The following is a 12,637-nucleotide window of genomic DNA, read 5'->3' as shown; positions in this document are numbered from 1 at the left end:
CGCGACGCGATGCATTACGAAGCCGCTTCGGGGCTCGACGGCACGCGCACGGCCGCCGCCTCGCGCGCTTCGCGCGCCGCCGCGCGCTCGTGCTCGGCGACCCACGACGCGATGTCCATCTCTTCGAAGCGAACGAAGCGCGTCTTGTGAACGAGCCGGTAGCCGAACCACACGACGAGGAAGAGCGGAATGCCGACGTAGGTCGCGAGCACGCCGACCCAGTCGATCTTGTTCGCGAGGAACGCCTGATAGTCCTGGCCGAGCGCGATCACGATGCACAGCGCGAACGCGAAAATCGGGCCGTACGGATACAGGTTCGACTGATACGGCAGCTGATCGATCGAGAAGCCCTGCCGAACGAAGCCCTTGCGAAACCGATAGTGGCTGAGCGCGATGCCGAGCCACGCGATGAAGCCCGTCATTCCCGACGTGTTCAGGAGCCACAGATAAACCGTCTTGTCGCCGTACAGCGACGACAGGAAGCACAGCGCGCCCACCGCGGTCGTCGCGTACAGCGCGTTGCGCGGCACGCCGCCCGCCGACAGCTTCGCGAACAGCTTCGGCGCGCGGCCTTCGGTCGCGAGGTTGTAGAGCATCCGCGTCGACGCGTACATTCCCGAGTTGCCCGCCGACAGCACGGCGGTCAGGATCACCGCGTTCATCACGCCCGCAGCGAACGCGAGGCCCGCATGACGGAACACGAGCGTGAACGGGCTCACGCCGACGTCGGTCACGTCGCTCTTCAGCAGGCTCGGATCGGTATAAGGAACCAGCACGCCGATCACGAAAATCGCCAGCACGTAGAACAGCAGGATGCGCCAGAACACCTGACGCACCGCGCGCGGGATCGTCGTGCGCGGGTTTTCCGATTCGCCGGCGGCGACGCCGATCAGCTCGGTGCCCTGGAACGAGAAGCCGGCGATCATCGCGACGCCCATCATCGCGGGCAGGCCGCCCGCGAACGGCGCGTCGCCGATCGTGAAGTTGCTCCAGCCGTTGCTCGGGCCGCCCTTCAGGATGCCGAAGATCATCAGCAGCCCGACGCCGATGAACGCGAGCACGGTGACGACCTTGATCAGCGCGAACCAGTATTCGGCCTCGCCGAAGCCGCGCACGGTCAGCACATTGAGGAGGAACATCACGCCGAGGAACGCGGCGCTCCACCAGACCCCCGGCACGTCGGGAAACCAGTAATGCATGACGAGCTGCGCGGCGACGAGCTCGACCGCGATCGTCACCGCCCAGTTGTACCAGTAGTTCCAGCCGAGCGCGAAACCGAAACCCTCTTCGACGTATTTCGCGCCGTAAGTCGCGAACGAGCCGGACACCGGCATGAACGCGGCCATCTCGCCCAGGCTCATCATCAGGCAGTAGACCATCACGCCGATCAGCAGGTACGCGAGCATCGCGCCGCCGGGGCCCGCCTGCGAGATCGACGCGCCGGACGCGACGAAGAGCCCCGTGCCGATCGAGCCGCCGATCGCGATCATCGTCAGGTGACGGGCTTTCAGGCTGCGGCGCAGCTCGGGAGGTTTCGATTGTGCGGTTGAACGGTCGGAATTCGGGTGTGGTGACATAAAGGGCTGGCAAGGAGCGGCGGGCGACGGTTCGACGCCGCGCCGGGCAGGACGCCGGATTCGGCGCGTCCCCGGGACGATCTGCGGCGCGCCGCCCGGTGCCGACCGGGCGCGCCGCGCCACACGCATTTTTTGCGCAGCGCGGATTCTACCCGATTCATCAGAGCACGCCTGCAACACGGCGTGCTGCGACGCGCAAGATAACCGCCGGCAAAACGCTTTGCCGATCAATGGGTTGCGCGCAGAACGCGGTGCATCGGGGCGCGCCGCCGCGCGTCGCGAGCCGGCGCGCCCCGATGCACCGCGTCATCGAAAAATATGATGAATCCGAAAACGCCCGGTATTCGCTGCGGTGCGGCACGCCGCGGCGGACAACGGACCATGCACCGCGAACGGCGCACGCGTGCGGCGGCGGCGCCCGAAAAACGGAAGGGCCGCTCGTAGCGGCCCTTCTCTTCTCCCTGATTTGCCTGCTTATCCTGCCTTACAGCGCTGCCTTACAGCGCTGCGTTACATCGCGATCGCGGCCTCACACCGCCTGCGGCACCGGATGCAGCGGCACCCGGCGCGGCGCGGCCTTCGCCGCCTGGCGCGCGTTGCTCGCGTCGATCTCGGCGATCAGATCGTCGAGACGCTCGAGGTGCACGCTGTTGTCGTGATCCCACGGATGGAAGCCCGGGCGGAAGTAGTCGATCCATTCGCGCGCGATCAGCGCGAAGATGCCGTTCTTCGGGCCCCACAGATACTTGACCAGCTTGCCGATGCCGAGGCCCTTGCCGATGCGGCGGCGATGCGAGATCAGCAAGCGCGTGTTGAAATCGAACAGCGTCGCCCAGAACACGACCGTGACGAGCATCATCATGCTCGTGCGCAGCAGGTAGCTCTTCAGGCTCGGCTTCATCACGGTGCGCCACACGTCGTATGCGACCGCCTTGTGCTCGGTTTCCTCCATCGAGTGCCACATCCACATCTGGCGGTAGCCGTCGACTTCGCTGGTGGTGATGCGGTTCGCGAGCACGAGGCCCGTGAACATCGCGGTGTAGTGCTCGAGCGCCATCGTGATCGCGAGCTGCATCGAATTCGGCAGCGCTTTCTTGAACCAGCCGAGCACCGTCCACAGGCGCTTGTCGAGCTTGTGCGCGGGCATGCCCGCCGCCTGCAGCAGATCGTTGAACTCGACGTGCTCGCGCGTGTGCATCGCTTCCTGGCCGATGAAGCCCGCGATGTCGCGCTTCAGATTCGGCTCCTCGACCCGGTCGCGATAGTTGCGCACCGAATCCATGAAGAAGCGCTCGCCCGCCGGGAACAGCAGCGACAGCGCGTTGAACAGATGCGTCACGCCCACGCCTTCGGTGTGCCAGTCGCAGATGCGGTCGGGCGGCAGGGCGAAGCGAATATCGCGACGAACAATAGCATTCACGGTGTTTGTCTCCAGGTCCCGTCATGGGACGTCGGTGCGACTCGATGCAACGCCCCCGATGGTTCGATTTGGGAATTGGGGCGTGGTCGCAATCTCACATCAAACCATCAATCAACGTTACATTGATGGATGTCATCATAGAAGACGATCCAAGTCCGCGCAAGAACGACTTCACGCAAAAAACACATTCTTCGTTGCGGAATTTCCCTTACCCGCGTGCGCAAGCCCCCGTGCGCGCGGCTTGCGCGGCTCGCGACGACGCCCGAGCGTCTCCTTCAAACGGCGCGCGGGCACACCGGGCATTCGCGTCGGCCGCATGCGGCATGGCGACGTTCGCCGCTTGCTTCGGCAATCGCGAAGGCTTTCGTCGCAGCGCACAAGCTGCATCGCACCAAGCCCCGGATTCGCGGCTCGGAAGATGCTGCTCTTCGCTCGCAGGCATTCTCCCGTTCGCGTCGGCACTGTATTCGCCGCGTTGCAGCACGACGCCGCGCATCGCGATGCCGGCGCAGGCGGCGCTCGCCCAAGAGGCGATGCGCGAGCAGCGCGCCGACGCGCGCATCGGCCCATGCCCCTTTTTCGCCGCATGCGCGCGATGCGTGGCCGCGCAGATTGATCCACGTCAGCAATGCGCGCGACGCGTGTAGTGCAATGAACGCATCGGACATCGCACGTTTCCCCAGGGGGTCTCATGAAACTCACGTTCCTCGGCGCGACGGAAACCGTCACGGGCTCGAAGTATCTGCTCGAGGACGGCGGGACACGCGTCCTGATCGACTGCGGGCTGTTCCAGGGCACGAAGAACCTGCGGCTGCGCAACTGGAGCCCGCTGCCCGTGCCCGCCGATTCGATCGACGCCGTCGTGCTCACGCATGCGCATCTCGACCACAGCGGCTATCTGCCCGTGCTCGTGCGCGAAGGCTTCCGCGGGCCGGTCTATTGCACGCACGGCACGGCGGAGCTCTGCGAGATCATGCTGACGGACAGCGCACGGCTCCTCGAGGAAGAAGCCGAGTTCGCGAACCGCCACGGCTACTCGAAGCACCATCCGGCGTTGCCGCTCTACACCACCGACGACGCGCAGCGCGCGCTCCAGCGTCTCGCGCCGCGCGAATTCGACGCGCCGACGCCGCTCGCGGGCGGCCTGCACTTCCGCTTCCTGCCGGCCGGGCACATTCTCGGCGCGGCGAGCGTCGTCGTCTGCTGGCGGCACACGCTGCTCGCGTTCTCCGGCGATCTTGGCCGCGCGCACGATCCGATCATGCGCTCGCCCGTGCCGCCCGTTCATGCGGACTATCTCGTCGTCGAGTCGACGTACGGCGACCGGCTGCACGACACGAGCGATCCCGAAGCCGAGCTCGCCGACGTGTTCTCGAAGACGTTCGCGCGCGGCGGCGTGGTCGTGATGCCGTGCTTCACCGTCGGGCGCGCGCAGGAGGTCCTGTATTACATCGCGCAACTGAAAAAGACCGGACGAATGCCGCACGTGCCCGTGTTTCTCGACAGCCCGATGGCGACGAGCGTCACCGAGATCTACCAGCGGCGGCTCTCCGATCACCGGCTCACGATGTCCGACGCGGACGCGATCAGCCACGCGGCGGTGATGGTCCGCACGGTCGAGCAGTCGAAGGCGATCGCCGACCACAACGGGCCGATGGTCATCATCGCGGGCAGCGGAATGGCCACGGGCGGCCGCGTGCTGTATCACCTCGAGCGCTACGCGCCCGACAGCCGCAACACGATCCTGCTCGTCGGGTATCAGGCGGCGGGCACGCGCGGCGCGGCGCTCGCCGCGCACGAACCGACGCTGAAAATCCACGGCGAATACGTGCGCGTGCGCGCGCAGGTCGAAATGATCTCGTCGCTGTCCGCGCATGCGGACTATGGCGAGATCCTCGGATGGCTCGGCGCGCAGTCGAGGGCGCCCGTGCGCACGTTCGTCACGCACGGCGAGCCCGCGGCGGCCGATGCGCTGCGGCGGCGGATCGAGGAATCGCTGCACTGGCGCTGCGAAGTGCCGTCGTATCTCGAATCGATCGAGCTGGAAGACACGCCCGCGCGAACGACGTGAATGCGACGAGGCAAACGCAACGCCGGACACGTGGCCATCTCCGGCGCATCGGAATGCGCAACGCTTCGGGGGAATCGGCCGGATACCGGGCGGCGTGCGCCGATTCGTAGGCGCCGGCGTAACGAATCGGCTGACGAATGCCGTGCGGGAGGCACGTCTGCGGCAAGATCAGGCGCCGATGTTTCGGTTCCCTGAACGATCGCGCGAATCGATCGCGCGATCGTGCCGCGAAGTGATCTCAACCCGGCTCGGCGCCGCCGCCGGATGTCGAGCAACGCGGAAACGAAGCATGCGAGCGTTGCCGTCATGCAAGGCAACGCACCGCACGAAAGAGGCGTTCGCCGCCGCTGCGCACAACGCCGGCGGCCGCGCCTCCACCGCCTCGACTCGGCGGGTGCCGACTTCGCGCGGCGGGCGCCGGCGCGGCCACAATCAGCACATGTGCATCCCGCCGTTGATCGCGAGATCGGCGCCGGTGACGAACGCGGCGTCGTCCGAGCACAGGAACGCGATGAGCGCGGCCACTTCGTCGGGCCGCCCAAGCCGGCCGACCGGAATCTGCGGAAGAATCTTCGCTTCGAGCACGTCCTGCGGCACCGCTTCGACCATCGCGGTCGCGAGATAGCCGGGCGACACGGTGTTGACCGTGATCCCGCGTTTCGCCGTCTCGAGCGCGAGCGTCTTCGTGAAGCCGTGGATGCCCGCCTTCGCCGACGCGTAGTTCGCCTGACCGAACGCGCCGCGCGAGCCGTTCACCGATCCGATGTTGACGATGCGCCCGAAGCGCCGCTCGACCATGCCCGCGATGAACTGTTTCGTCACATTGAACATCGCGTCGAGATCGGTTCGCATCACGGCGTCCCAGTCGCCCTTCGTCATCTTCAGGAACGTCGCGTCGCGCGTGATTCCCGCATTGTTGATCAGCACGTCGACCTTGCCGAAATCCGCGAGCACCTTTTCCGCGCACCGCTCGCACGATTCGAAATCCGCGACGTCGACGCTGTACGCCTTGAAGTCGCGCCCGGCATCGCGCTCGTGCATGAGCCACGTCGACACATGATCGTTGCGCTCCGAATGCGACACCGCCACGGCCATGCCGGCGTCGTGCAGCCGCCGACTCACCGCGGCGCCCAGCCCGCCCATACCGCCTGTCACGAACGCCACGCGTTTTGCTTCCATCACGGCCTCCCGATAAGATGCCCGGCGCGACATCGACGCCGCGCGGCCCGCGAGCGATGTCGCGCGGCCGCCATCCGGGCATGGGTTGAGAAATATGTTGCTTGCGGCTCGCGGCGAACGCGCGCACCGATTCATATGTGCGGCAACGTGTCGACGCCCGTTGCCGTGACGTTGCGTGTCGTCCCTCTACGCCATCGCGTTTTACTGTAAGCACGCACTCACGCGATCCGTTGACCTGAGTCAAACGGATGCACGGCACCGACGCACAGCCCTGCTGTAGGAAACGCCCTACAACGCTACGCTGATGCCTACCGGAAGTTCAACGTTCGACAGTATCGATGCGGCAATCCGCGTTGCATACTGACAAGCGTAGGGGTGGTCTTCGAATGATCATTCCGACCCGCGTTTCGTCGTCTATGCTCTTAGCGGGCGGGCTTGCCTCGGCTGATTCGGCAATCGCAACGAAACGACGGATTGCGCACGACGAGATGCAAGCCTCGCTCCCGGACGGCAGTTCCGGCCGTTTGCCATCATCGTCCGGCATGCCGCGCAGCGCAGTCGCCCTTCTTCGCCGACGCCGCCGCGCAATGCGGCACTGCGTGCCGCGCCACGTGTCTGCGCGCTCGACCGTGCCAGTCGAGCCCGCCGCATGAAAGGAGCCGATTATGCTGACCGCCTCAGCCAATGAAGCCGCGCCCTCGTCCGTGCCGCAACGGCCCGTGTTGCAGTTGCATCCCGTTGCGGCCGAGGACACGCCGAAGCAGCCGGCGACGCGCTGCTCGACCTGCGCGACACGCAACGTGTGCATGCCGGCCAGCCTCACGCCGAGCGAGCTCGCCCGGCTCGACGCAATGGTGTGCACGACGCGCCACGTCAAACGCGGCGAAGCATTGTTTCGCACGCACGATACGTTTCAGAGCATCTATGCGGTGCGCACCGGCTCGTTCAAGACGGTCGTCATGCATCGCGACGGCCGCGAGCAGGTGACGGGCTTTCAGATCGTCGGCGAAACGCTCGGTCTCGACGGCGTATGCGGCGGCCGCCACAACAGCGATGCGATCGCGCTCGAGGACAGCACCGTCTGCATCATCCCGTTCGCGCAGCTCGAAGCGGTGTGTCGCGAAGTCAAGCCGATGCAGCACCACGTACATCAGTTGATGAGCGGCGAGATCGTCCGCGAATCGAGCCTGATGATGCTGCTGGGCACGATGACGGCCGAGCAGCGCGTCGCCGCGTTCCTGCTCAACATCTCCGAGCGTTTCCAGAAACGCGGCTATTCGGCGTCGGAGTTCAATCTTCGGATGACGCGCGAGGAAATCGGCTGCTATCTCGGGATGAAGCTCGAAACCGTCAGCCGGATGTTGTCGAAGTTCCAGCGCGACAAGCTGATCGCGCCGCGCGGCAAGCAGATTCGCATCACCGATCCGCAGGGGCTCGCGCGCGTGTGACGCGTCGCCGGCGCGGCGCACGCCCGAAGCCTGAAGCCGCGCGCGCATCTTCGATGAAGCCGCTTGCTTCGCGGCGGGAGCGGTGCGCCCGTGCGCCGCGCACGGACGCCGCTTGATTCAGCGCATCGTCAGCACCGCCGCGCCCGTCAGGCGCCCCGAGCGCAGATCGTCGAGCGCCTGGTTCGCTTGCGCGAGCGGATACGGCGTCGCCTCCACGTCGAGCTGCACGTCGTTCGCGATCCGCATGAATTCCGCCGCATCGTCGCGCGTCAGGTTCGCGACCGACACGATCCGCCGCTCTCCCCACAGCAGGTCGTACGAAAACGACGGAATGTCCGACATGTGAATTCCGCCGCACACGACGACGCCGCCCTTCGCGACCGCCGCGAGCGCGGCCGGCACGAGCGCGCCGACCGACGCGAAGATCAGCGCGGCGTCGAGCGGCTCGGGCGCGGGCTCGTCGCTGCCGCCCGCCCATGCCGCGCCGAGCCGGCGCGCGAGCTGCTGCGCCGGGACATCGCCGGGGCGCGTGAACGCGTAGACCGTGCGCCCCTGGAAACGCGCGACCTGCGCGACGAGATGCGCGGCCGCGCCGAAACCGTACAGGCCGATGCGGCGCGCGGGGCCCGCCATCTTCAGCGTCCGGTAGCCGATGAGGCCCGCGCACAGCAGCGGCGCCGCGTGGACGTCGTCGTAGCGGCTCGGCAAGTGCACGCAGAAGCGCGCGTCGGCGACCGTGCGCTCCGCGTAGCCGCCGTCGATCGTGTAGCCGGTGAAGCCGGGGGCGTCGCACAGGTTCTCGCGGCCGCTCTTGCAGTACATGCAGTGGCCGCATGCGCGGCCGAGCCACGGCACGCCGACGCGATCGCCGATCGCGAAGCCCGCCGCGCCCACGCCGAGCGCGGCCACCGTGCCGACGATCTCGTGGCCCGGAATCACCGGCCGCTTCGGATCGCGCAGGTCGCCGTCGACGACGTGCAGATCGGTCCGGCATACGCCGCACGCGTGCACGTCGATCAGCAACTCGCCCGACGCCGGCCTCGGATCGGGCAGCTCCGCCTCGCGCAGCCGCGGCGCGCCGCCGTCGAACACCATCGCGCGCATCAACGCGCTCCCGAGCGCCGCGCATGCGCGGCGTCCGCCGCCCGCGCGTGCGAGGCGAGGCGTTCGCGCACGCGCCTGATCGCGATCACGCGCAGGTAGTCGTGAACGCGCGCGCCGTCCGCAAGGCGCGCGATTTCGTCATCGAGCATGTGCATCAACTCTCCCTCCGTGATCGAGCGCCGCCGCGCGGCGGCGAGCAGCGAATCGAAAAGCATGTCGTGGTGCATGATGCGTGCCCCTGTGCGTCGTCGAATCCGTTGATGTCCATCGGTTCCAGCGTAGGTGCATCGTCATCGATTGAACCCCCGCGGCACGAGGGCGGCTTGACCTGGGTCAAGCGTCGCCGGTTCGCCGCCGCGCCGACGCGCAGACACGCCTTGCGCCGGCACGCGCCGACGCAAAAGAGCGCGACCCGCGACGCGCGCGCGGTGCGGTGCGGCGCGGCGCTGCGCGGCGCGCCGTCATCGTCCTGCCGCGACAATTTCGCCCGGATCGCATTGACCTGCATCAATGGTCGCGCCCCGTCGCCGCTTAGACTGGAATCGAATCTCCGATCGAGGTACGCGCCATGTTGAACAGTCTGCCGAATCTTGCGCTGGCGTGCATGCTGGGCGCGGTCTGCATCGGCGCGGCCGGCGATGTGCGGGCGCAAGTGCGCGAGCCGACCGAGCTCGTCGACCAGCAGCATTGCATGTTCTGCCACGCGCCGAACATGCCGTTCCTCGCGCCGTCGTTTCATCAGATCGCGGAGCGCTATCGCGACGTGCCGAATGCCGCCGAGATGCTCGAGCAGAAGCTGCGTCTCGGCGGGCGCGCGCACTGGGGCGACGCGCCGATGCCGACCGCGCCCGAGCGCGGCGGCCCGCTGTCGAAGGAAGACGCGCATACGTTGATCCAATGGGTCATGAGCCAGTAGCGCGGCGTCGCCGCGCATTTTGCAAGGAGCCAGCCGTGCGCATCACCGTTCATCTCGATACGTTCGCGTCCGCCGATCCGGCCGCCTACGCGATCCTGTGGATCGACACGGCGGAGCGCAGGTGGTCGCGCGAAGGCCATGCGGGCGTCGAGCTGCCCGCATGGGGCAACGTCGTCTGCCGCGACGGCGCGACCCGCGTGACAGGCGCCGACGATTCGCATTCGCTGTGCGTGCTCGAAGGTCTCGACCTCGGCGCGAAGCACGGTCCGTTCGAAGGCGAGACGGGCGCGGCGCACTGGTATCGTCACGCGCACCACTCGCCCGTCGTCGGAGAGTGGCACGTGCAGTGCGTCGACGAAACCGCCGCGCCCGCCGAGCACGAGCTGTTCACGGGGCGCGAGGCATCCTGAGCGGACGGCGTCGCGCGGGCGCGAAGCGTCGCCCCGCGCGCGCCGATGTGTCCGTGCGGGATGCGCTCGGGGAATTTTCGGAGTCTTCGGGAGTCACCTGTTCGTCGCTTCGTCGCTTCGTCGCTTCGTCGCTTCGTCGCTTCGTCGCTTCGTCGCTTCGTCGCTTCGTCGCTTCGTCGCTTCGTCGCTTCGTCGCTTCGTCGCTTCGTCGCTTCGTCGCTTCGTCGCTTCGTCGCTTCGTCGCTTCGTGAAATCGGGATTCCGATCGTCGATCGTTGCGATCACCGGCCGTCACGCGGGCCGGCCGCGCCGCCGATCCGCGCGGCTCGATTCGTCACGCCACGCGGCTCGCTCCCGTCACGCCAACGCCGTGGCGAGCCCGCGCTCCGCGGCGTCGAATGCGCTTCGGATCGCCGCCAGCGGATCGGCGCCGTTCATGTGCGGAACCGGCTTCAGCTCGTAGTCGCGCGTGATCAGATCGAGACGGACATCGTACGTCGTGTTCGCGGTGCCGGCGCCGAGCGCCTCGATCGCGAGATGGCAGCCCGCGAGCCGCGCGCTGAATCGCTCCAGACGGATCAATTGGATGCTCGCCTCGGCTTCGAGCTGCGCTGATCCGGCAAAGCCGAAATAGGCGATCTGCATTCCAATTCCCATGATCCTTTTCTCCCCTGGCGCTCATACGGCAAAACGAAATGACGTGCCGGAGCGATAAGCATTGCGTCCATCCTCGGGGCGCTTCACTAGCATCTTCCGGTTCTTTGACGGATGCCGCTTGACATGCGTCAAGCGTGAGGCCGATACCGGGCGCGCGACTCACCTGAGAGCCCGATGCGCGGCTGCCGGGCAAGCGCGCCGCGCATGGTCACATCCGCTTTGTCGGGCCGCGTTGACCGCGATCAATCCGCGCACATCGAACCGGCTTAACGTGGGATCGACCCGACTTACCGCATCCGGACGGCGCGATGAAAAAACCGACCACACCCCGCACCAAGCGACGCGCCCCTTCCGTCGCGAACGCCGCCGCGCGCCGAGCGCCGCTGCGCCGTGTGCGCGCGGCGCCGAAGAGCCGGCTGCCGCTGCCCGCCGCCGTCGAGCGGCTCGTGTCGAGCCCGACGTACCGGCAAGCCGACGAGGATCTCGACTTCCTGCAGCGCCCCGAGATGTGCGGCGTGCGGCTGCAGCTCGATTACTGGAAGACGGAGGAAATGCTGCAGCGCGTCGGCATCAGCGATACCGTCGTCGTCTACGGCAGCACGCGGATCGTCGCGCCCGCCGTCGCGCGCGCGCGGCTTGCCGACGCGCAGCGCCAGCTCGCCGCGCGCCCGAACGATCCCGAGCGACGCCATGCGGTCAGCGTCGCGGTGCGGCTGCTCGAGCGCAGCCACTACTACGGCGTCGCGCGCGACCTCGGCCGGCTCGTCGGCAAGACCAGCCGCTCGCCCCATCCGCGCCGCCTCACGATCGTCACGGGCGGCGGCCCCGGCATCATGGAAGCGGCCAACCGCGGCGCGCACGAAGCGGGCGCGCCCAGCATCGGGCTCAACATCGCGCTGCCGCACGAGCAATTCCCGAACCCGTATGTGACGCCCGAGCTGTGCTTTCGCTTCCACTATTTCGCGATCCGCAAGCTGCACCTGCTCGAGCGCGCGAAGGCCGCCGTGTTCTTTCCGGGCGGCTACGGCACCTGCGACGAACTGTTCGAAGTGTTGACGCTGCTGCAAACCCGCAAGATCGCGCCGTTGCCCGTCGTGCTGGTCGGCCGCGCGTTCTGGCGCTCGGCGGTCGACTTCGGCTTTCTGGTCGACGAGGGCATGATCGATCCGCGCGACGCGGAGCTGTTCCGGTTCTGCGAAACCGCCGACGAGATCTGGACGGCGATCGGCGGCCCGCATCGTCCCGCGTGAGCGGCGCGGGCCGGATTCGGGTTGTCCCGCAGCCTGGTCCACCCCCGCGCGCGCGGCGCTCCGGGTTCTCCCGTAAGGCGCTTTCCTATTCGAAGAAAGCGCGCATCCGCGTTGTAGGAAAGCGCCGATAGGCCCGCCGCATTTCCTACGAGAAGCTCGGTGTGCGCTGCTTGGAGCGAATCGTTCGTCACACGATACTGTCATTGCAGACACGCATCACGCGACGAATGCAAGAACAAACGCTCCACGGGGATCAGGAGGTCGCCATGTCATACCAAGACGTCTACGCCGAATCGGGCTACCTCGCTTATGGCCGCACCGAAGCGACGCCCGCCGCCGATACGGACCGCACCGCGCGGCCGCAGCCGGCGGCGGCGAGCGCCGACCGGGCCGACGCGCTGCTTGCGCTCGCCCGCGAGGCCGGCATGCTCGTCACGCTCGACGGCCAGATCGGCCGCGAACGTTATCAGAGCGTCGCCGGCTCCGTCGCGTCGCTGATGCGCTTCGTGACCGCGCTCGAACAATCGCTGCTCGACGCAGACCGCTGACATGCTCGCCTGCGAAACGCCGGTGCGCTGCGCACGTGGCCGTTGCCGTTGCGCGCG

General features: G+C 67.4%; 14 protein-coding genes. 8 read left to right on the top strand and 6 right to left on the bottom strand.

The features are described from left to right. Nucleotides 1–14: 14 nt before the first annotated feature. Nucleotides 15–1,577 (bottom strand): amino acid permease, encoded by a 1,563-nt coding sequence (locus WS78_RS32765; protein WP_038753663.1) that lies wholly within the window; start codon nucleotides 1,575–1,577, stop codon nucleotides 15–17. A gap of 529 nt (nucleotides 1,578–2,106) precedes the next feature. Next, a complete protein-coding gene (locus WS78_RS32750) occupies nucleotides 2,107–2,997 on the bottom strand; it encodes a metal-dependent hydrolase (RefSeq protein ID WP_038753666.1) in 891 nt (296 codons plus the stop codon). A 44-nt stretch (nucleotides 2,998–3,041) separates the two neighbouring features. On the opposite strand from WS78_RS32750, the gene WS78_RS32745 reads away from it, so the two are divergent. Both WS78_RS32745 and WS78_RS32740 read left to right on the top strand, forming a co-directional pair. Then, the gene (locus tag WS78_RS32745) at nucleotides 3,042–3,644 is read left to right on the top strand and encodes a hypothetical protein (protein WP_156437575.1); all 603 of its coding nucleotides are present in this window, start codon (nucleotides 3,042–3,044) and stop codon (nucleotides 3,642–3,644) included. A gap of 44 nt (nucleotides 3,645–3,688) precedes the next feature. Then, on the top strand, nucleotides 3,689–5,068 hold the full coding sequence (locus WS78_RS32740; RefSeq protein WP_059579312.1) for an MBL fold metallo-hydrolase RNA specificity domain-containing protein: 1,380 nt from the start codon (nucleotides 3,689–3,691) through the stop codon (nucleotides 5,066–5,068). 432 nt (nucleotides 5,069–5,500) lie between these two features. Here the strand turns inward: WS78_RS32740 and WS78_RS32735 are convergent, their stop codons facing one another. Further along, entirely contained in the window at nucleotides 5,501–6,247 is a 747-nt protein-coding gene (locus WS78_RS32735; protein WP_059579315.1) for a beta-ketoacyl-ACP reductase, read from the bottom strand. 665 nt (nucleotides 6,248–6,912) lie between these two features. Between WS78_RS32735 and WS78_RS32725 the strand changes: the two genes are divergently transcribed. After that, a complete protein-coding gene (locus WS78_RS32725; protein WP_038753677.1) occupies nucleotides 6,913–7,695 on the top strand; it encodes a helix-turn-helix domain-containing protein in 783 nt (260 codons plus the stop codon). 117 nt (nucleotides 7,696–7,812) lie between these two features. Here the strand turns inward: WS78_RS32725 and WS78_RS32720 are convergent, their stop codons facing one another. Both WS78_RS32720 and WS78_RS32715 read right to left on the bottom strand, forming a co-directional pair. Further along, nucleotides 7,813–8,799 (bottom strand): zinc-dependent alcohol dehydrogenase family protein, encoded by a 987-nt coding sequence (locus WS78_RS32720; protein ID WP_059579320.1) that lies wholly within the window; start codon nucleotides 8,797–8,799, stop codon nucleotides 7,813–7,815. Beyond that, nucleotides 8,799–9,026, bottom strand: coding sequence for a DUF3562 domain-containing protein (locus tag WS78_RS32715; protein ID WP_038753684.1), 228 nt, complete (start codon nucleotides 9,024–9,026; stop codon nucleotides 8,799–8,801). The genes WS78_RS32720 and WS78_RS32715 overlap by 1 nt, the downstream gene beginning before the upstream one ends. Before the next feature lie 96 nt (nucleotides 9,027–9,122). Between WS78_RS32715 and WS78_RS36755 the strand changes: the two genes are divergently transcribed. Genes WS78_RS36755 through WS78_RS32705 form a run of 3 tightly spaced genes read left to right on the top strand, consistent with a single transcriptional unit; the run spans nucleotide 9,123 to nucleotide 10,125 of the window. Then, the gene (locus WS78_RS36755) at nucleotides 9,123–9,374 is read left to right on the top strand and encodes a hypothetical protein (protein ID WP_156437574.1); all 252 of its coding nucleotides are present in this window, start codon (nucleotides 9,123–9,125) and stop codon (nucleotides 9,372–9,374) included. Then, nucleotides 9,368–9,715: a c-type cytochrome gene (locus WS78_RS32710; RefSeq protein WP_038753687.1), complete on the top strand. Its 348-nt coding sequence runs from the start codon at nucleotides 9,368–9,370 to the stop codon at nucleotides 9,713–9,715. Before WS78_RS36755 ends, WS78_RS32710 begins: the two co-directional genes overlap by 7 nt. Then, the gene (locus WS78_RS32705) at nucleotides 9,697–10,125 is read left to right on the top strand and encodes a DUF3564 domain-containing protein (RefSeq protein WP_059579323.1); all 429 of its coding nucleotides are present in this window, start codon (nucleotides 9,697–9,699) and stop codon (nucleotides 10,123–10,125) included. The genes WS78_RS32710 and WS78_RS32705 overlap by 19 nt, the downstream gene beginning before the upstream one ends. Nucleotides 10,126–10,482: 357 nt before the next feature. On the opposite strand, the gene WS78_RS32695 is transcribed toward WS78_RS32705, so the two are convergent. Continuing rightward, the gene (locus WS78_RS32695) at nucleotides 10,483–10,770 is read right to left on the bottom strand and encodes a hypothetical protein (RefSeq protein ID WP_038749393.1); all 288 of its coding nucleotides are present in this window, start codon (nucleotides 10,768–10,770) and stop codon (nucleotides 10,483–10,485) included. 320 nt (nucleotides 10,771–11,090) lie between these two features. On the opposite strand from WS78_RS32695, the gene WS78_RS32690 reads away from it, so the two are divergent. Both WS78_RS32690 and WS78_RS32685 read left to right on the top strand, forming a co-directional pair. After that, nucleotides 11,091–12,032, top strand: coding sequence for an LOG family protein (locus WS78_RS32690; RefSeq protein ID WP_038749390.1), 942 nt, complete (start codon nucleotides 11,091–11,093; stop codon nucleotides 12,030–12,032). Between the two features lie 266 nt (nucleotides 12,033–12,298). Next, nucleotides 12,299–12,580, top strand: a complete 282-nt coding sequence (locus tag WS78_RS32685) for a hypothetical protein (RefSeq protein WP_038749414.1) — start codon at nucleotides 12,299–12,301, stop codon at nucleotides 12,578–12,580. The last annotated feature ends 57 nt before the right edge of the window (nucleotides 12,581–12,637 follow it).

Origin of the sequence: Burkholderia savannae (assembly GCF_001524445.2) — a bacterium.
Taxonomy (GTDB): domain Bacteria; phylum Pseudomonadota; class Gammaproteobacteria; order Burkholderiales; family Burkholderiaceae; genus Burkholderia; species Burkholderia savannae.
This window is presented reverse-complemented; position numbering and strand designations above follow the sequence as displayed.